Here is an 18,195-nt window from a genome sequence, read left to right on the forward strand (position 1 = left end):
AAACCACGACGGCGCTTATGTGTCGGGACCGCCGACTGGCCGACACGCAGTCGTCACATACGAGCCCCGGCGTCCCTGCCGTGGCCGTGGAAGAGCCGGGCGAACTCCCGGCGGGCGTACCGGAAGCAAAGACTCACGCATGGGAGCTTTCCCCGCGGGTACGCCGCGGCCACCGATCGACGATTGCGAGGCCACAGCGATGACCGACAACGAGCCGCAGCAGAAGCCGCCGGGCCGCACCCAGCAGATGCGTCGCAAGCCCGACCACGGTGAGGACAGCTATCGCGGAAACGGCCGCCTCAGCGGGAAGCGGACCCTGATCACCGGCGGGGACAGTGGCATCGGCCGGGCCGTCGCCATCGCGTTCGCCCGCGAGGGCGCCGACGTCGCGATCTCCTATCTCAACGAGGACGAGGACGCGCGCGAGACCGCGGCCCTGGTGGAGAAGGCCGGCCGCCGGGCCGTGCTGATCCCCGGCGACCTCACCTCGCGGGAACACTGCCGGACCGTCGTCGAGCGGGCCACCGGCGAGCTCGGCGGCCTGGACGTGCTGGTCAACAACGCCGCGTTCCAGATGACCCACGAGACGGTCGAGGAGATCACCGACGAGGAGTGGCAGCACACGTTCGACACCAACATCACGGCGATGTTCCGGCTGGTGCAGGCGGCGCTGCCGCATCTGGGCGAGGGAGCGTCGATCATCAACACCAGCTCGGTGAACTACGACCAGCCCAGGCCGACGCTGCTGCCGTACGCCACCACCAAGGGCGCCATCGCCAACTTCACCGCCGGTCTCGCGCAGATGCTCGGCGGGCGGGGCATCCGCGTGAACGCGGTCGCGCCGGGCCCGATCTGGACGCCGCTGATCCCGTCGACGATGCCACCGGAACAGGTCGAGGAGTTCGGCAAGAACACCCCGCTGGGCCGCCCGGGCGAGCCGAAGGAACTGGCGCCGGTGTACGTGCTGCTGGCCTCCGACGAAGCCAGCTATGTCTCCGGCGCCATCGTCCCCGTGACCGGCGGCAAGCCGATTCTGTGATTCCGCATGGGGCGGCCGGCAAAGGGCGGCACCGGCGCTGGGTTGCGCCGGTGCCGTCTATATCCGGAGAGGTGTCTGTGGCCGGCTACTGGGCCGGCATCTCGTCCGGTGGAAGGTCGACCGAACTGCGTACCTCGGAAATGTTGCGGTACGTCGCGACCGGCATCGCCCGCAAGGCCTTTACCGCCTGCGAGTCCTTGTCGGCGCCGCGCTGCACGGCGTGCTCGACGATCGTGTCCTTGTCGGCCGGGAAGTCCAGATCGTTGAGCAGCGTCTGCACCTCGGCGAATTCGTTGGTAGCCATGACGCGCGCATACCCCGGCCTGCCCGTTCCTACCGCCTGCGCAGCGGGTGGGTCAGAGGCCGGACGGGGTGCCGGGGCTGTCGTCGGTGGAGCCCTGGCCGAAGTTGCTGCGCCGTCCGGCCACCGCGGGATCGGGTGACAGGTTGGGCTGGCCGCCCTGTTCCCCGGCCTGCGGCTCGTGTTCGGAGTCCGGGTCGTACGCGAGCGGTTTGTCCTTGGTCCGGATGTCGGTGCCGTCCTGGGCCGTCGGGTCCTGCGCGGCCTTACGCTCGGCGATGTCACCGGCGCCGACCGCGGTGGGCTCGCTGCCCTCGTCGAGGGGGTTGTTCTCGTCCACGCCCCACGGCTGGTCGCTCATGATTCCTCCTCCTGGTACGTGGCGCGGTCAGGGACGTCGTTCGGCCGAGCCGCGGCCCAGGGCGGCCCAGATCTCGGTGATCGTGTTGTAGACGACGCCGTCCGGCAGCGTGTCCAGGTCGGCCAGGATGTCGTCGGGAGCCTCGAGGGTCTCGGCGCTGCGCCGCAACGCCTCGCGGTCACCGGGCATCGCCGACAGTCCGATGTAGCGGCCGAAACGGCTCAGGTCGTTGGCCGAGTCGGCGTCGATGGCCCGCGTCGCGTCGGGCTGGTCCTCGCCCGCAGGCTCGGCCATCTTCCACTCCTCGGCCCGGCCGCCCGCGATGCCCTGCACCGTGCCCTGGACCTCGTGCTTCATCTCCTCGTCGACGCGAGGGCTGTGCTTGCTGCTACCTCGTTCCATGAATCGGTGCGTTCCCCGCCCTATCCTGCCCAAACGCCCACGCCCTAGCCGGCCGCCGTGCTCGCGTCCGCGTAACGCAGGACCGCTCCGATGCCGTGCTCCAGCGGGGCCTCGCCGGGGCCGATCAGAACCAGGTCGGCGCCCGTACCGGCGATGGCGCGGACCAGCGCGGCGTCGGCGCGAACCTTGACCGGGCCGGCCACCCCCGCCTCCCGCAGCACGTGGTCGTCGACCGACACGAGCGTCGGGTCGTCCGGCGCCGTCCACAGCTTGTCGGTCGAGGATTCGTCGTTGACCAGCAACACGGTGTCGACCTGGCCGCGCTGCAGGTGGGCCACCACGTCGACCAGGCCGGTGCTCGCGGTGCCGTCGGCCTGCTGGGCCCGATAGCGGTCCAGGACGTCACGAACGTGCCGGTCGGCGGCCTCGGCGATGGCCTGGATGGTGACGTCGTCCAGCGGGGACTCGTCGGCGCCGGCATGCCGGGAGCCGGCGTCGGTCGCGACCACCCGGTCCTGCCAGCGCTTGGGCAGGCGTCCGGTCAGCGTCTGCACGGCGCGGACGTCGCCGCCGACCACGATGACCTCGGCGCCGACCGTCTCGGCGAGGTCTGCCGCCGCGGCCGCGACGTCGCCGGCGTTGCGCTTCCAGGACTCCTCGACCGCCTGCAGGTAATGGCGGTGCGACCAGCCGCCGACGTGCACCTTGCGCAACGGGAAGGTGGCGCTGCCGGCCACTTCCCGGTGCCGGGCCACGCCGCCGGCTGACAGGGCGTCGACGTCGGCGCCGGTACGGTCGGCCAGCACCCGGACGTACGGCACCTCCCCGCCGCGCTGTTCGAGCAGGGGCAGCACGTGCGGCAGCGGTTCGAGGAAGGCCATGTCGGCGGGCGGGGGAGCGGGCAGCGTCTGCACCATGGCGACGTCGCCGTCCACGGCGAAGACGGCCAGCCCGTACCGGCCCGGCTGGGTCGGATGGTCCTCGACCGCTCTCGCCACCGCGTCGAGGGTCGAGTCGTCGGCGCCCTGCCCGGCCAGCCTCTCCCGCAGGCCGCGCCAGCGCAGGGCGACCTCATGATCGGCGTTCTCGCCGGCTCGCGTCGCATCCAGATAGACGGACACCCACGAGCCCGGACGGTCGAACAGGGGACGCAGGAAGTCGAGTTTCACGGTCGGTCACCTTTCATCGTCGCTGCGGCCGTACGGTCGCTGGCTACCCCCGATTCCGGATATCTCACCAGCCATCCGGTGGCGTTTGCCGGTGGTGCCGGGGGGAATGCGACCTCGCCGGAATGATCAACGAGAGCGTTCGGCGTGACCAGCAAGGAGGCTGCGATGAGCAACCCGCAACAGCCGGAGATCCGGCGCAGTGACGAGTCCCCGACCACCAAGCAGTGGACCCAGGACGCCAACCCGACCGACGCGCCCGGTGGCACTCACGACCGCACCGGTGACCGGCCTGTCCCGGAAGGCCAGGTCTCCCCGTACGGGCCGTCCGGCCACACCAGCGCCGACGACTCCTGATCGGGGGGCCGCAAGCAGGAAGCCCGCGGAGACCGGTCGGTCTCCGCGGGCTTGTCCGGTGCGAACGGTCAGGCGAGCACGCGCAGCGCTTCAATGCTCAGGGTCCGGCCGACGGTGCCGACCTGGATCTGCCCGGCGCGGCGGGCGCACTGCCACTTCTGCCAGCCGACGTTGGCCACGTGGGCCTGGACACAGACGGGCGTACGGGTGCTCAGCCGCATCGCCTCGAGCCGCAGCGCGCGGCCCTGGGTGCCGACGGCCAGGCTGCCGCGGGCGCCGGTGCACTGGCTGCGCTGCCAGCCCTGGTTCTGCACGTGCGCCTGGGCGCAGAGGCCACCGGCGCGGCGGGTCGAGATCGCGACGGCCTCGAGCCGCAGCGAGCGGCCCACGGTGCCGGCCAGCGCGGCCTTGCGGTTGCTGGAGCAGCGCCAGCCCTGCCAGCCGACGTTCTGCACGTGGGCGTTGACGCAGACGGCGTTGCGGTCACGCCGCATCTGCAGCCTGGCCGAGGGGGTCAGCAGCGGAGCCTCGACGGTCGCGGTCGGCGCCGGTGGGGCGGCGGGGGCCGCCGAGGCGGAGCCGCCGGACACGGGGAGGAGCATCGCGGAGACGGCCAGGCCCGCCATCGCCGCTTTTCGGAGGAAATTCGGAAACTTTGCCATGGTGGTAATAACGGACAAATGCCGTGCAGGACACGGAATCGCCCTTACGTCTCCCGTACGGACGCATAGGGCCGGTCGCGGCGGGTACGCCGGATCAATGGGGCACAAATCGATCGACCGCACGCCGGTGGGCTGATCGGCGATGGGACGCTACGGCGACGAGATCACCGCGCTGGCCGCGCCGCTGACCGGCTCCGGTGACCTGGACGTGCTGCTCGACCGGGTCGGGCCGGCCCGGGTGGTGATGCTGGGCGAGGCCAGCCACGGCACACACGAGTTCTATGCGTGGCGGGCGGCGATCACCCAGCGGCTGATCGAGGAGAAGGGGTTCTCGTTCGTCGCCGTCGAAGGCGACTGGCCCGACTGCGACCGCGTGAACCGCGCCCTGCGGTGCCTGCCGGACGCGCCGGCCGACCCGCGGGAGGCGCTGCTCGCGTTCGAACGGTGGCCGACCTGGATGTGGGCCAACGAGGAAGTCGTCGACTTCACCCGCTGGCTGCGCACCCGCAACGCCGGCCTCGACGAGCCCGAGCGGACCGGCTTTCACGGCCTGGACGTGTATTCGCTCTGGGAGTCGCTGCGCGAGATCCTCACCTACCTGCGCGAGCACGACCCGGACCAGGTGCCCACCGCGCTGGCCGCCTACCGCTGCTTCGAACCGTACGGGGAGGACGCGCAGGAATACGCGTGGTCGACCCGGATGGTGCCGGCCAGCTGCGAGAACGAGGTGATCGACCTGCTCGTACGCTTGCGCGGGCGGGCCGCGGCGGACGGGGCCGGCCGGTTCGGGGCGTGGCAGAACGCCGAGGTGGTCGCCGGGGCCGAACGCTACTACCGGGCCATGGTGCGCGGCGGCCGCGAATCCTGGAACGTACGGGACCGGCACATGGACGAGAGCCTCGACCGCCTTCTGCAGCACTACGGGCCCGGATCGAAGGCGGTCGTGTGGGCCCACAACACCCACGTCGGGGACGCCCGCGCCACCGACATGGCCGCGACGGAAACGGTGAACATCGGTCAGCTCGCCCGGCAACGCTACGGCCCCGATCAGGTGGTGCTGGTCGGCTTCGGCACGCATCGCGGCACCGTCGCGGCCGCCCGCGCGTGGGGTGAGCCGATGCAGGTCATGCCGGTGCCGCCGGGCCGTCCGGACTCCCTCGAAGAGGTGCTGCACACGGCCGCGCCCGAGCAGGCGCTGTTCGTGTTCCCCCGCGACGACCGCCCCGACGTGCTGACCGACGAGCTGGACCACCGGGCGATCGGCGTGGTCTACCACCCGGACCGCGAACGGTACGGCAACTACGTGCCGACCGTGCTCGGCGACCGCTACGACGCCTTCTGCTGGTTCGACCGGTCCCAGGCCGTCCGGCCGCTGCACCTGCGCACCGCCGACGTGCTCGAGCCCGCGACCTATCCCTCCGGAGCCTGAGCCGCCCGGAACCCTCGGGTGCTGTTTGAGGCCCCCCCCGGGGCGGGAAGGCCCGTCGATGTTGATGTACGCGAGGAGATGTCGACGTACGCGAGGAGATGTCGACGTACGCGAGGAGGTAGCCATGCCGGCGAAGGATGACATGCCCAGCACGCTGAAGCGGTCGCCGAAGAAGGCGCAGGAGACGTACGCCAAGACCCACGATCACGCGGTCGAGGAGTACGGCGAGGGCGAGCGGGCGCACCGGACGGCGTTCGCGTCGCTGAAGCATTCCTTCGAGAAGTCCGGGGACCACTGGGAGCCGAAGGCCAAGAAGGGCCCGAGCGACGCCAAGGCCGCCGGTGGCCGGGGCACGAAGGCGAAGACGGCCGGCGGGGTGGACGCCAACGCGAGCAAGAAGCACCTGATGGACCAGGCGAAGAAGCTCGAGATCAGCGGCCGCAGCCGGATGACCAAGGACGAGCTGGTCGACGCGATCCAGAAGGCCAACGCCAAGAGCACCCGCAAGGCCCGCGGCAAGTAGCCCGAGGTGAAAGCGGTGGGTGACCGGATCGCCGACCCGTGGGGCGAGCGCACGCCGTACGGGCCGGGGGAGAACTGGCCCGTACGGGTCGACATGCACCTGGCCGACGGGGTGCGGGAGGCGGACGTGGACCGCTGGGTGCAGTCCGCGTCGATCCTGCATTCGAACGGCGACGCGATGGACATCGCGGTCCGCGACGACCGCATCGCCGGTGTGCGGGGCCGCCCGGACGACCGGGTCAACCGTGGCCGGCTCGACCCCAAGGACCTCTACGGCTGGCAGGCCAACAACAGCGCCGACCGGCTGACCCGGCCGCTGGTGCGCGACAACGGCCGGTTGGTCGAGACGGACTGGGACACCGCGATGGACCGGATCGTCGCGCGTTCCCGGGATCTGCTGGACCGGCCGGGCGGGTGGGGTCACTTCGGCTTCTACACCAGCGGCCAGCTGTTCCTCGAGGAGTACTACACGCTCGGTGTGCTCGGGAAGGCCGGGATCGGCACTCCGCACATGGACGGCAACACCCGCTTGTGCACGGCCACCGCGGCGGCGGCGTTGAAGGCGAGCTTCGGCACGGACGGGCAGCCGGGCTCGTACACCGATGTGGATCACTGCGACGCGATCGCGTTGTGGGGGCACAACGTGGCGGAGACGCAGACCGTGCTGTGGATGCGGATGCTGGACCGCCGCCGCGGGCCCAACCCACCCGCGATGCTCGCCGTCGACCCGCGGACCACGCCGGTCGCCCGGGAGGCCGACCTCCACCTGCCGATCCGCACCGGCACCAACCAGGCCCTGCTCAACGGCCTGCTCCGCGAGATCATCCAACGCGGCTGGTACGACGAGAAGTACGTCGCCGCGCACACGATCGGCTTCGACGAGCTGTGCCGCGTCGTGGACGCGTACCCGATCGACCGGGTGGCCGGCCTCTGCGACCTCGAGCCGGCGGACGTGGAACGCGCGGCCGAACTGCTCGGCCACGCCGACCGGCTGCTGTCCACCGTGCTGCAGGGCTTCTACCAGTCCAACCAGGCCACCGCCGCGGCCTGCCAGGTCAACAACCTGCACCTGCTGCGCGGCATGATCGGCCGGCCGGGCGCCGGGATCTACCAGATGAACGGCCAGCCCACGGCGCAGAACACCAGGGAGACCGGCGCCGACGGCGACCTGCCGGGCCTGCGCAACTGGGGCAACCCCGAGCACATCCGGGAGCTGGCCCGGCTGTGGAACGTCGACGAGATGACGATTCCGCACTGGTCGCCGCCGACCCACGCGATGCAGATCTGGCGGTACGCCGAGCAGGGCTCGATCAAACTGCTGTGGATCAGCGCCACCAACCCGGCCGTGTCCCTGCCCGAGCTGAGCCGCGTCCGCCGGATCCTGGCCCGCCCGGAACTGTTCGTGGTGGTGCAGGACCTGTTCCTCACCGAGACCGCCGAGCTGGCCGACGTGGTGCTGCCCGCGGCGACGTGGGGCGAGAAGACCGGCACCTTCACCAACGTGGACCGCACCGTGCATCTGAGCGAGAAGGCCGTCGACCCGCCCGGCGAGGCCCGCGCCGACCTCGACATCTTCCTCGACTACGCGCGGCGGATGGATTTCCGCAACCTCGACGGCGGGCCGCTGATCGACTGGAGCACACCGGAGGAGGCGTACGCGGCCTGGCAGCGCTGCTCGGCCGGCCGGCCCTGTGACTACACCTCGATCAGCTACGAGAGGCTGCGCGGCGGCAGCGGCATCCAGTGGGGCGGCGAGCGGCTGTACACCGGCGGCGTGTTCAACACCGATGCGGACTACTGCGAGACGTACGGGCAGGATCTGAGCACCGGGGCCGAGTTCCCGGCGGAGCACTACCGCGCCCGGCAGCCGGGCGGGCGGGCCTTTCTGCACGCCGCCGACTACCAGAGCTCGCCCGAGGTGCCGTCCGAGGAGTATCCGCTGCTGCTCACCACCGGGCGCACCGTCCATCAGTTCCACACCCGCACCAAGACCGGGCGGGCCCCGGAGCTGAACGCGGCGGCCCCCGACGTGTGGGTCGAACTGCACCCGCATGACGCCGCCCGGCACGGCATCGCCGAGGGCGACCTGGTCGGTATCGCCTCACCGCGGGGCGCCGTGGAAGCGCGCGCCCGGCTCGGCGGCATCCGTCCCGGGGTGGTGTTCGTGCCCTTCCACTACGGCTACTTCGACGTCGACCCGGCCCGGCGACGGCCCCGGGCCGCCAACGAGATGACCGTGACCGCCTGGGACCCGGTGTCCAAGCAGCCCCTGTTCAAGGTGGCCGCGGTCCGCATCGCGAAACTCGCCGGATCGGATGGCTGATCATGCACCTGGCCCACTATCTCGGACTGCTGCACCGCGCCCAGCTCACCCTGGCCGACGCCTTTCGGCAGGTGGCCGCCGCCCACGGCGACGAGCCGGACATCGACCACCTCTGCCGGCAGCAGGCCGATCGATGCGACGACCACGCCGCCCGGCTGGAGCCGTTCGCGCGGCGCTACGCCGAAGAGGCCCCCGGCGAACCGGAGCGGCTGCACTCCGAACTGTTCCGGGGCACCCGCACCGGCGGCATCGGCCTGCTGCGCGACCTGCAGGACCTCTATCTCATGGCCGCCGAGTGCGACGTGTGCTGGATGGTCGTCGGCCAGGCCGCCCAGGGCGCCCGCGACCGCGACCTGCTCGACGTCGTGACCCGCTGTGAGGGCGAGACGGCCCTCCAGTTGGCCTGGCTGCGTTCCCGGATGAAACAGGCCGCCCCGCAGGCCCTCGTGGTGGCCGACTGACCGGCTGCGCCGGGCCGGACGGTCAGCGGCCGCCGGGCAGCTTGGCGCCGTCCTTGTCGTAGGCCGTGAAGTCGGTCAGCTCGGCCGGAGGTCGCCCCTGGGCGAAATCGAACCAGAAGATCTGCGCCTTGTCCGACGCGCCGAAACCCGTCCAGGCGGCTCGATGCGCTTCGACGACCTTGCCGGTGGCGGCATCGCGGGCGGTGATCTTCACGGCGTCGCCGACGTAGTAGCCGAACGTGGGTGTGGTGCGGCCTCGATGCACTCGTCCCGGCTGCACAGCGTGGAAGCCGGGGGCCATCCGGCCGGCGCCCGGATCGCTGCTGACGATCTCGGCGTGGAAATCGTCGATGGTGCCGGTCCTCGTGCGCCCGAGGACCAGGCTGAGCGTTCCGTCCAGGTCATCCGGGTCGGTCGTCTCGACGTACAGGATCCATTGCCGGCCGTCGAGCCGCCGGCCGGTCTCGATGACCGCGCCGAGGACTCCGGGGGCCGACGAGCTGCCGGGCGACGGCGCCGATGCCGGCGGGTCGAGCGGCGGCGCGGACGCCGACGGATCGAGCGGCGGCGCCGACGCGGGCGATCCGGCCACCGGGCCGGCGTAGGAGCCACCCAGATCCGCCAGCTGGCTGCCGCCGGCCAGCAGAGCAGCCGCCGTCAACGTGGAAACGCCGGCCACGGCGAACCGGCGCCGGCGGCGCATCCGGCCACCGGCGGCCATCACATGCGCGAGATCCACCGGTACGGGCTCGAAGTCCGGCGGCGAATGCATGGCGTCCTTGAGTTCTTCCAGCTGAGTCACAGTCCCGCCCCTGCTTCCGTTTCGGTTCGCATCGGCGGCACCAGGCCGGCCGTGATGCGCAGTTTCGCCAGAGCCCGGGAGTTGAGGCTCTTGACCGTGCCCGCGGACAAGCCGAGTTCGCGGGCCACCTCGGCCTCGGCGGCGTCGAAGAAGTGCCGCAGCACGATCACCGCCCGTTCGCGCGGTGACAGGGCCTGTATCGCGCCGATCAGCCAGCGCCGCTTGGCCACGACGTCGGCGACATCCTGCGGCGCCTGCTGTTCCGGCATGGTCTCGGTGGCGTACTCCCGCATCGGGCGGCGCCACTGATCAGTGATCAGATTGGTGAGCACCGTGCGGGCGTACGCGTAGGGATCCTGGCGGCTGACCCGGCCCCAAGCGGCGTAGACCCGCACCAGGGTCGCCTGAGCAGCCTCTTCGGCCTGATGTTGATCGCCGGTCAGCAGGTACGCCGCGCGTTGCAGACGAGGCGAACTCGCCTGCGCGAACGCGATGAACTCCTGGTCACCGCGGGCCATACGAGGCCTCTCTCCGTTTCATGAGCAGCAAGACGAGCGAACCCCACATTTGGTTGCACATAACGCGAGTGATTTGCTCGGCCGGGAGGGGTTTACCCGGGCTCCCACCGGGGGAATAGCGGGCGACGATGTCGGCGCACGGGAGTGCGCCGGCCAGGCATGAAGGAGATCCCCGTGACGGTTGTCGCTTCCCCCACCGTAAGCACCGTTGATGCGGTCGAGGAGCCGGCGACGACCGACCGGGCCAGTGAACTGATCACCGCGCTGGCCGCGCTGCCGGCGGGTCACCCGTCCCGGCCGGCGCTGCGCGACCGCACCATCGAGGCCTGGACGCCGATGGCCCGGCACCTCGCGAACCGCTACGCCGGTCGTGGCGAGCCGATCGACGACCTTTTCCAGGTGGCGGTCGTCGGTCTGATCAAGGCCGTGGACCGGTTCGAGGCCAACCGCGGGGTGGAGTTCGCCGGTTACGCCATCCCGACCATCGTCGGGGAGCTCAAGCGTCACTTCCGCGACCGCACCTGGTCGATCCGGGTGCCGCGCCGGCTTCAGGAACTGCGCCTGGCCATCACCGGCGCGAACACCGCGCTCAGCCACACGCTCGGCCGGTCCCCGACGGTGGCCGACGTCGCCGCCTACCTGAACGTGACCGAGGAAGACGTGCTGGAGGGTCTGGAGGGCGCCCGCGCCTACAACGCCACCAGCCTGTCCACGCCGGTCAGCGCCGACGGCAACACCGAACTGGGTGAGACGCTGGGCGGCGAGGACCACGAGTACGAGCTGGCCGAGACCCGGATCGCGCTGGCCCCGGCGATGGCCGCGCTGGACGAGCGCGAGCAGAAGATCGTGAGCCTGCGCTTCTACGGCAACCTGACCCAGAGCCAGATCGCCGAGCAGATCGGCATCTCGCAGATGCACGTGTCCCGGCTGCTGACCAAGGCGCTGGTCAAGATGCGCCGGCACCTGGACGCGCCGGCCTGACCCGTTGGCCTCACGTGAGGTGCGGGACGTCGAGGTGGCGATGGGTCACCGCGTACGGGAAGTACATGCGTACGGCGGTCCGGCCGTTCTGCGTGTGGGTGAGCAGCACGTCGGCGAGTTGCCGGGCGACCCACAGCCCGGTGGGATCGGCCGGGGTCGCCGGTGGGCGGTAGCCGGCCTCGTCGGGGATGACCCGGCCCCCCTCGTCGTCCACGTGAACGACGAGCGTGGCGTCCTGCTGCCATGCGCGGACCCGCACCGGGGTCCGGCCGTGCTGAACGCCGTTCGTGATCACCTCGCTGGCCGCCGCGACGACCTGCCCGGCCGCGGTCGAAACGAAGTGTGAGCTCCGCGCCCATCGCGCGAGGGCGGCGCGGCCATCCGTGATCTCGTCCAGCTGCCGTACGGTGATGTCGACGTCGGTGACCGGCGGAGGAGTCGGCATGGGCTGCTGGGCCCGTCCGCCGAGATATTCACCGGGCGCGACGTAGCCGGGATTGCCGGCGGCGCCGTCCCCGGTCCACTGCTGCGGATGGACCTTGCGGACCTCCTCGATGATCGCGGCATGCCGCCCTCCGTCGTGCCAGATGCAGGTGATCGGGCAGCCGTAGACGGCGAAGACGTCGTTGGCGATCGCTTCGTAGCTCAGGTAGGCGCCGGCCCGGTCGACCGGTGCCTCGGGTTCGGTCACGAGCGCGGGCTCGGTGACGAGATGCACCCGCTTCAGCTGCGCGTGCTGATCCCGCAGGTAGCGCAGGAACCGGGCGTACGTGAATCCGAGCCGCTGGTAGAAACGGTCCGTCGAGGCCCACCGCAGATCGTTGGCGTCGGGGCCGAGCTTCTCCCGGACGATCGCCGCGGTCTGCTCGCCGACGACCATCAGGACGCTCTCGCGGGCGGCGAGATCGCGCCGCAGTTGCGGCACCAGCACCCGTTCGATGGTGTCGGCCCGGTCGACGACGAGGGCGTAGTGCTCGAGGCGCCCTCCCCGGCAAGGGTTGGCTGGGATGGTCATCGCGAGCTCCGAACCGCAGCCGTCACTACATGGATCAGCACCCGTCACGCCGATTGAGCCAGGATCCGTCCGGGGCGGGGCCGACCGCAACCCAGCACCACGAAAGAGGCGGGCGGGGTTACCTCGTACGAGGTGATCGGCCCGTCGCGGGCAAACGGGTAGATCGGCTCAGTAACCGCGCGAAACGGTCGAACCGAATAGCGAGGCGCCGTCCAGCAGGCGCCCTAGCGACCCTGGAGACCTGGATGAACGGGCCGAGCAGCCGCCTCAACGACATGGGAGTCGGCACCAAAATCATCGTGGCCGTGGCGGTCGTGGCTGTAGTGGCCCTCGGGACCGCCGGGGTGGCGTGGATGCGGCTCGGCTCGCTCGACGACCGGATTCAGGGCCTCAAGGACGACAACATCACCCGGCTGGACGCGCTGGTCGGCGTGCAGAACGGCATGTCGGACATGTACCGGGGGCTCTTCCTCTTCCAGGGCGCGCAGACCGACGCGCAGCGCACCCAGTACGAGAACGAGGCCAAGGCCGGGGAGGCCGCCGTGGACGCGGCCGGCGACCGGTACGTGTCCGCCCCGGACCCCTCGGAGACCTGGAAGACCCAGACTGCGGCCTTCGGCGGCGCCTGGGCGCAGTACAAGGCGCTGGTCAACCTGCTGCTGTTCAAGGACCCGGCGCCGGCCGGGATCGACCTGCCGACCACGCTGGCCGACCAGTACACGCTGTGGGGCAACGCCGAGAAGACCATGAACACCGCCATGGACCAGCTCATGAAGCTCGAACGCACGCAGGCGTTGAAGGACAGCACCCAGGCGCACGACGAGGCCACCGGCGCCCGCCGGACGATCCTCCTGCTGGTGCTGGCCGGCGTGATCCTGTCCGTGGCGCTGGCCGTGGCGATCGGCCGGAGCATCTCGCGACGGCTGACCGGCGTCCGCGAAGTGCTCGACGCGGTCGCCGACGGGGACCTGACGCGGGAGGCCGCCGCCACCGGCAAGGACGAGGTGGGCGTGATGTCCGCCGCGGTCAACCGGGCCACGACCTCGATCCGGCAGACGGTCAAGGCGCTCGGCGACTCCTCGCGCCTGCTGGCCGAGTCGTCCCGGCAGCTGTCGGCGTCGTCGGAAGCCATCGCCGGCAACGCCCGGGAGACCTCGACGCAGACCGGTCTGCTGGCCTCCGCCTCCGAAGATGTCTCGCGCAGCGTGCAGACGGTGGCCGCGGGCACCGAGGAGATGGGCTCGGCAATCCGGGAGATCTCCCAGTCGGCCAACGACGCGGCCGGCGTCGCCTCCCAGGCGGTCACCGAGGCCGCCGCCACCAACGCGACGGTGGCCAAGCTCGGCGCCTCGTCGGCCGAGATCGGCAACGTCGTCCGGGTGATCACCGCGATCGCCGAGCAGACCAACCTGCTCGCGCTCAACGCCACCATCGAATCGGCGCGGGCCGGGGAGGCCGGCAAGGGCTTCGCCGTGGTCGCCAACGAGGTCAAGGAGCTGGCCCAGGAGACGGCCAAGGCCACCGGGGACATCTCCCAGCGGGTCGAGGCCATCCAGGCCGACACCGACGGCGCGGTGGCCGCGATCGGACGGATCTCGTCGATCATCGCGCAGATCAACGACTACCAGACGACCATCGCCTCGGCCGTCGAGGAGCAGACCGCCACGACCAACGAGATGAGCCGGTCGATCGGCGAAGCGTCGACCGGCTCGGCCAGCATCGCCGGCAACATCGCGGGCGTCGCCGAGGCCGCCCGGACCACTACCGCCACGGTCGCCGAGACCCAGCGCTCGGCCGAGGAGCTGTCCCGGATGTCCTCGGAACTCGAGTCGGTCGTCGCCCGCTTCCGCGTCTAGACAGCCGTGACGAGGGCGACTGCTCCAGAGATCTGCATGCCGCCCACGCTGGACCCTGACGTTGACGTCAGAGGCAAGTGCTGCGGCGCGGGTCACGCCGGGCCGCGCGTGGCCCGCTTTCCCGCCAGCAGCAGGCCGAGCAGGGCGCCGAGCACACAGAGGCCGGCCGTGATCAGGAAGATCTCCCGGTACTGCGTCTGCAGGGCGGTCCTCAGCGCCACCTCGTACGCGGCCATCCGGTCGCGGTACACGGCCGCGTCGACGCCGAACGGCAGCGGGGTGTCGAGGGTCGCGGTCAGCGATCGGAAGCGGTGCAGGCCCCACGCGGTGAGCGCGGCGACCCCGATCAGCATGCCGACCATCCGGGACACGACCGCGGCGGCCGAGGCCACACCGTGCCGGTCGGGTGGCGTCACCCGCAGCACCGCGGCCGACAGCGGCGCGATGACCAGGCCCAGGCCGAGGCCCGCGATCACGAGGTCGGTGTCGAGGCGGGGCAGGATCCCGGCGTAGCGGGCCGCGAGCACGTCGGCCGGCCAGTACGCGATCAACGCGTACCCGCAGGCCGCCGTGAGCAGGCCGATCAGCGTGACCGGACGCTCGCCCAGGCGGGTCAGCACCGCGCCCCCGAGCACGGCGCCGATCGGCAGGGCGATCAGGAACCGGGACAGCAGCAGGGTGCCGCCGAACGCGTCCCGGCCGAGCAGGGTCTGCGCGACCAGCTGGACGTCGACGAGGGTCACCATCAGGGCGGCGCCGGTGCAGAAGCTCGCGCCCAGCGCGGCCAGGAACGGCGTCATGCGTACGCCCGCCGGGTCGAACAGCTTGGTGCGGGCCCGCCTCTCCCACAGGCCGAACAGCACGAGGACGACGACGGCCGCGCCCAGGGTCGCCGGACCCCACGACGGCAGCACCGCCCGCTCGGGATCCGGGTTGTAGAGACCGATCACGAGCAGGGCCAGACCGGCGGCGAGCAGGATGCCGCCGAGCACGTCGACGCCGGGCCGGGGCGACCGGGCGGCCGGCTCGCGGGGCAGGGCGACCAGGACGGCCACGATGGCCAGCGCGGCCAACGGGATGTTGATCCAGAAGATGCCCCGCCAGCCGATCAGCGCGGTGATCGCACCGCCGTAGAGCGGCCCGAGCACGCTGCCCAGCTCCTGCGCGGCGCCGACCGCGCCGAGGGCGACCGCCCGGCGGTGCTGTTGCGTCCACAGGTCGCCGGCCAGCGCCATCGTCACCGGCAGCAGCGCGCCGCCGGCCAGCCCCTGCAGCCCGCGCCCGGCCACCAGCAGGTGGATCGACTCGCCCGAGCCCGCGGTCAGCGCCGAACCCGCGGCGAAGCCGGCCAGGCAGGCGACGATGACCGCGCGGCGGCCGAGCCGGTCGGACAGCGAGCCCAGCAGCGGCATGCCGGCCACATAGCCGAGCAGGAAGCCGGTCACGATCGGCGTGGCCCGCTCGAGCCGGTTGAGCGGGATGTGCACGTCGTTGAGGATGTCGGTCAGAACGGTGACCACGACGTACGCGTCGAGCGCCGCGAGCAGGACGGTGGCGCCGCCGACGCTGATCGCCAGGCGCCGGCGGGCCGGGGCCGGCGCGGTGGCCAGGGTGCTAGGGGGCACTGATCTTCACCGGCACGTCGAACTCCTTGAACGTCACCGTGGCCGTGCCCCCGCTCAGCGTGAAGGTGGCCTTGAGCAGACGCTTGTCGGCGTCGGCGATCCACAACTTGGCCGGGATGCGGCCGGTGACGCCGGGGATCAGGCCGGCCAGATCGGTGCCGGTCGTGGTGACCGCGACGCGCCAGGCGTCCTTGCCGTCGACCGGCTCGGACGCCTCGGTGGTCGCGCCGGTCGCCGATCCGAGCACCTTGGCGATGCCCCGGCTCGGGTCCAGAATGGCCGACGGGTCGTAGACCGTGGCCGCCACCGTGAGCGGCAGCGCCTGATATCCGCCGGTCGGGCCCTTCAGATAGATCTTGTCGCCGACGATCACGAACTCCAGCTCGACGGCCGACCCGGCCTGCTCGATCTGGGCGGTGCCCTTCGCGCTGCCTTCCTTGGTCAGCGTGCCCTCGGCGCGGCGCAGGCTGAGCCCGGCGACCTCACCGGCCGCGGTGATCAGGAACTGCGTGGTCTTGATCTCCCGCATCGCCGCGGCGGAGTCCTTCACCAGGGTGTCACCGGCCGGCCGGGTTTCGGCCGGCGCCGCGCTACCGCCGGTTTCGGTCTTGTCAGGAGTGCACGCGACCAGCGTGAAAAGAGCGGCGGACAGCGCGAGGACGGGGCGGAGTCGGAACATACGGCGAATGCTAGACGGGCCCGCAAATCGTGTCGCCGGCTCAGCGGTCCCCGGTCTCGCGCCGCCACACCGCGGGGGAGTAGCGGGCCGGGGTCAGCGCCCACTCCGCCGGGGCGAACCCGGCCGGCACGCCCGCCCGGCGCCACGTCTGCGGCGGATGCCCCGGCGGCAGCCACTCCCGGCGCCAGATGCCCAGGGCGGTGTCCAGATCGGCCAGGGCGGGGGTGAGCTCGTCGCCGACCGGTGTGCGCAGATGCTCGGCCCACAGTTTGACGCGTAGGTCGCGGACGAGCGGGCCGGTCGTGACGAAGGTCGAGGTGATCTCGCTGTCGGTGCCGACCATCGAACGGCTGAAGAAGTTGGCCGAGCCGATGCTGGCGAACACGTCGTCGACCAGCATCAGCTTGGTGTGCACGGTGAGGTTGTCGACGCGGTACATGACCACGTTGCGGCGGGCGTCGACCGGCAGCCGGGCCAGCACCCGCCACCGCAGGTCGCGGGTGATCACCGGGTGGACGGTGCTGTCGCCGCCGTCGGCCGGATCCTTGCGTCCGGAACCGATCAGGATGATCTTGACGCCGCGGCGGGCGGCGGCGCGCAACCGCCCGTACAGCTGGAACCGGGGGTCGCCGCCGGGGGCCTCGTGGAAGTACTGGTCCTCGAGATAGATGTAGCGTTCGGCCGCGCCGATCGCGGTGGTCATCGCGTGGTAGATCTCCTGGATGCCGGCCCGCACGACGTTCGCCCGGCGCAGGCGGCGCAGCCCGCGGTGGCGATAGAGACTCCACGGCCGGTAGGAGCGCACCACCTGCACCGCGGTGCCTTCGGCCGGGTGTTCCGGCTGCTCGGGCACCGGCGGCAGGTCGCGCGGCGGGTCGAGCGGGTTGAGCACGGCGCGCTCGCCGCTGGGCAGGTGGAAATACTCCGGTGGCAGGTTCTTCGCGATGAACCGCGGCGGCAGGGCGGCGGTGTTCTGCCAGCGGAACTGAAAAGTCTCCCGCACCCGTACGGCCGCCGGGCCGTGCAGGCGCGCGGCCGCGTCGTGCCAGCCCCATCGGTGGGCGCCCAGCTTGAGACGGTGGTGCGGCGAGTGGTCGAACCGGGTCGGGGACAGATCGAGACCGCCGACGTACGCGGTGAGCACGCCACCGTGACTGAAAACGACCAGCTTCTGGTGGTTGGACCCGAGCACCGGGCCGGACCAGTCGAGCAGCACCCGGTCCTCCAGCGGCGGCGTAGTGACCTCGAGCGTCGACGGCTTCCACGCCCGGATCACCCGCGCGGCCAGGGTGTTGGCCCGGAACGGCCCGACCGGCAGCCACGGGATGCCGCCGGAGAACTCGGCCGCGCTGAGCACGATCCGCACATCGGCGCCGGCCGCGGCCTTCTCGGCGAGCACGTCGGTGAAGGGCCGGTAGCCCGCCTCGCCGGGGACGCGCCCGGTCAGGTCGAGCTGCGGGTCGGCCTGGTAGCCGGCGATGTAGACGGCGTCGCCGGCTCCGAGGGCCGCCATGTGCCCGGCCAGCTCGGTGAAGTAGGTGACCCCGTCGATGATCGGCTCGAAGCGCGAGTTCTCGGCGAAGGTCGGGCACGCCTCGGTGGCCGGGGGCAGATAACGGCCGATCAGATCGGGCAGGGAGGACGCGTGCGGCATGCCGTGATTAAAGCGGGGAGCCGCCGCCCTGTCAGCTTGCCG

At 71.5% G+C, this 18,195-nt stretch carries 19 protein-coding genes; 8 read left to right on the forward strand and 11 right to left on the reverse strand.

Annotated elements, in window-relative coordinates; translation table 11 throughout:
* The first annotated feature begins 199 nt into the window (after positions 1-199).
* Positions 200-1,039 (forward strand): SDR family oxidoreductase, encoded by an 840-nt coding sequence (locus ACZ3I4_RS25390; protein WP_465384502.1) that lies wholly within the window; start codon positions 200-202, stop codon positions 1,037-1,039.
* Between the two features lie 85 nt (positions 1,040-1,124).
* On the opposite strand, the gene ACZ3I4_RS25395 is transcribed toward ACZ3I4_RS25390, so the two are convergent.
* From ACZ3I4_RS25395 to ACZ3I4_RS25410, 4 genes are read right to left on the reverse strand one after another with little or no spacing between them, the layout of a single operon-like run.
* A complete protein-coding gene (locus tag ACZ3I4_RS25395) occupies positions 1,125-1,343 on the reverse strand; it encodes a DUF2795 domain-containing protein (protein ID WP_465384503.1) in 219 nt (72 codons plus the stop codon).
* A 52-nt stretch (positions 1,344-1,395) separates the two neighbouring features.
* A complete protein-coding gene (locus ACZ3I4_RS25400; RefSeq protein WP_465384504.1) occupies positions 1,396-1,701 on the reverse strand; it encodes a hypothetical protein in 306 nt (101 codons plus the stop codon).
* 27 nt (positions 1,702-1,728) lie between these two features.
* The gene (locus ACZ3I4_RS25405) at positions 1,729-2,103 is read right to left on the reverse strand and encodes a DUF2795 domain-containing protein (RefSeq protein ID WP_465384505.1); all 375 of its coding nucleotides are present in this window, start codon (positions 2,101-2,103) and stop codon (positions 1,729-1,731) included.
* A gap of 44 nt (positions 2,104-2,147) precedes the next feature.
* Positions 2,148-3,272, reverse strand: a complete 1,125-nt coding sequence (locus tag ACZ3I4_RS25410; RefSeq protein ID WP_465384506.1) for a baeRF2 domain-containing protein — start codon at positions 3,270-3,272, stop codon at positions 2,148-2,150.
* A 165-nt stretch (positions 3,273-3,437) separates the two neighbouring features.
* On the opposite strand from ACZ3I4_RS25410, the gene ACZ3I4_RS25415 reads away from it, so the two are divergent.
* Positions 3,438-3,626, forward strand: coding sequence for a hypothetical protein (locus ACZ3I4_RS25415; RefSeq protein WP_465384507.1), 189 nt, complete (start codon positions 3,438-3,440; stop codon positions 3,624-3,626).
* Between the two features lie 68 nt (positions 3,627-3,694).
* Here the strand turns inward: ACZ3I4_RS25415 and ACZ3I4_RS25420 are convergent, their stop codons facing one another.
* Positions 3,695-4,288, reverse strand: coding sequence for a hypothetical protein (locus ACZ3I4_RS25420; protein WP_465384508.1), 594 nt, complete (start codon positions 4,286-4,288; stop codon positions 3,695-3,697).
* A 142-nt stretch (positions 4,289-4,430) separates the two neighbouring features.
* On the opposite strand from ACZ3I4_RS25420, the gene ACZ3I4_RS25425 reads away from it, so the two are divergent.
* The 4 genes from ACZ3I4_RS25425 to ACZ3I4_RS25440 all read left to right on the forward strand — a co-directional run bounded on the left by ACZ3I4_RS25425 (position 4,431) and on the right by ACZ3I4_RS25440 (position 9,023).
* A complete protein-coding gene (locus ACZ3I4_RS25425) occupies positions 4,431-5,717 on the forward strand; it encodes an erythromycin esterase family protein (protein ID WP_465384509.1) in 1,287 nt (428 codons plus the stop codon).
* A 124-nt stretch (positions 5,718-5,841) separates the two neighbouring features.
* The gene (locus ACZ3I4_RS25430) at positions 5,842-6,240 is read left to right on the forward strand and encodes a ChaB family protein (RefSeq protein ID WP_465384510.1); all 399 of its coding nucleotides are present in this window, start codon (positions 5,842-5,844) and stop codon (positions 6,238-6,240) included.
* A 15-nt stretch (positions 6,241-6,255) separates the two neighbouring features.
* The gene (locus ACZ3I4_RS25435) at positions 6,256-8,562 is read left to right on the forward strand and encodes a molybdopterin oxidoreductase family protein (protein ID WP_465384511.1); all 2,307 of its coding nucleotides are present in this window, start codon (positions 6,256-6,258) and stop codon (positions 8,560-8,562) included.
* 2 nt (positions 8,563-8,564) lie between these two features.
* Entirely contained in the window at positions 8,565-9,023 is a 459-nt protein-coding gene (locus tag ACZ3I4_RS25440; RefSeq protein ID WP_465384512.1) for a hypothetical protein, read from the forward strand.
* A 22-nt stretch (positions 9,024-9,045) separates the two neighbouring features.
* Here the strand turns inward: ACZ3I4_RS25440 and ACZ3I4_RS25445 are convergent, their stop codons facing one another.
* Both ACZ3I4_RS25445 and ACZ3I4_RS25450 read right to left on the reverse strand, forming a co-directional pair.
* Entirely contained in the window at positions 9,046-9,825 is a 780-nt protein-coding gene (locus tag ACZ3I4_RS25445) for a hypothetical protein (protein ID WP_465384513.1), read from the reverse strand.
* A complete protein-coding gene (locus tag ACZ3I4_RS25450; RefSeq protein WP_465384514.1) occupies positions 9,822-10,343 on the reverse strand; it encodes a SigE family RNA polymerase sigma factor in 522 nt (173 codons plus the stop codon). The genes ACZ3I4_RS25445 and ACZ3I4_RS25450 overlap by 4 nt, the downstream gene beginning before the upstream one ends.
* Positions 10,344-10,517: 174 nt before the next feature.
* Between ACZ3I4_RS25450 and ACZ3I4_RS25455 the strand changes: the two genes are divergently transcribed.
* A complete protein-coding gene (locus ACZ3I4_RS25455; RefSeq protein WP_465384515.1) occupies positions 10,518-11,324 on the forward strand; it encodes an RNA polymerase sigma factor SigF in 807 nt (268 codons plus the stop codon).
* A 10-nt stretch (positions 11,325-11,334) separates the two neighbouring features.
* Here ACZ3I4_RS25455 and ACZ3I4_RS25460 read toward each other — a convergent pair whose 3' ends face one another.
* Positions 11,335-12,339: an ATP-binding protein gene (locus tag ACZ3I4_RS25460; RefSeq protein ID WP_465384516.1), complete on the reverse strand. Its 1,005-nt coding sequence runs from the start codon at positions 12,337-12,339 to the stop codon at positions 11,335-11,337.
* A gap of 245 nt (positions 12,340-12,584) precedes the next feature.
* Between ACZ3I4_RS25460 and ACZ3I4_RS25465 the strand changes: the two genes are divergently transcribed.
* Positions 12,585-14,195, forward strand: coding sequence for a methyl-accepting chemotaxis protein (locus ACZ3I4_RS25465; protein WP_465384517.1), 1,611 nt, complete (start codon positions 12,585-12,587; stop codon positions 14,193-14,195).
* Between the two features lie 92 nt (positions 14,196-14,287).
* Here ACZ3I4_RS25465 and ACZ3I4_RS25470 read toward each other — a convergent pair whose 3' ends face one another.
* From ACZ3I4_RS25470 to ACZ3I4_RS25480, 3 genes are read right to left on the reverse strand one after another with little or no spacing between them, the layout of a single operon-like run.
* On the reverse strand, positions 14,288-15,820 hold the full coding sequence (locus tag ACZ3I4_RS25470) for an MFS transporter (protein WP_465384518.1): 1,533 nt from the start codon (positions 15,818-15,820) through the stop codon (positions 14,288-14,290).
* Positions 15,810-16,499 carry an LppX_LprAFG lipoprotein gene (locus ACZ3I4_RS25475; protein ID WP_465384519.1) on the reverse strand — a complete coding sequence of 230 codons (690 nt, stop codon included), beginning with the start codon at positions 16,497-16,499 and terminating at the stop codon, positions 15,810-15,812. Before ACZ3I4_RS25475 ends, ACZ3I4_RS25470 begins: the two co-directional genes overlap by 11 nt.
* A 40-nt stretch (positions 16,500-16,539) precedes the next feature.
* Entirely contained in the window at positions 16,540-18,153 is a 1,614-nt protein-coding gene (locus ACZ3I4_RS25480) for a phospholipase D-like domain-containing protein (RefSeq protein WP_465384520.1), read from the reverse strand.
* Positions 18,154-18,195 lie beyond the last annotated feature (42 nt).

The sequence above is a fragment of the Actinoplanes sp. NPDC021490 genome (assembly GCF_055562135.1).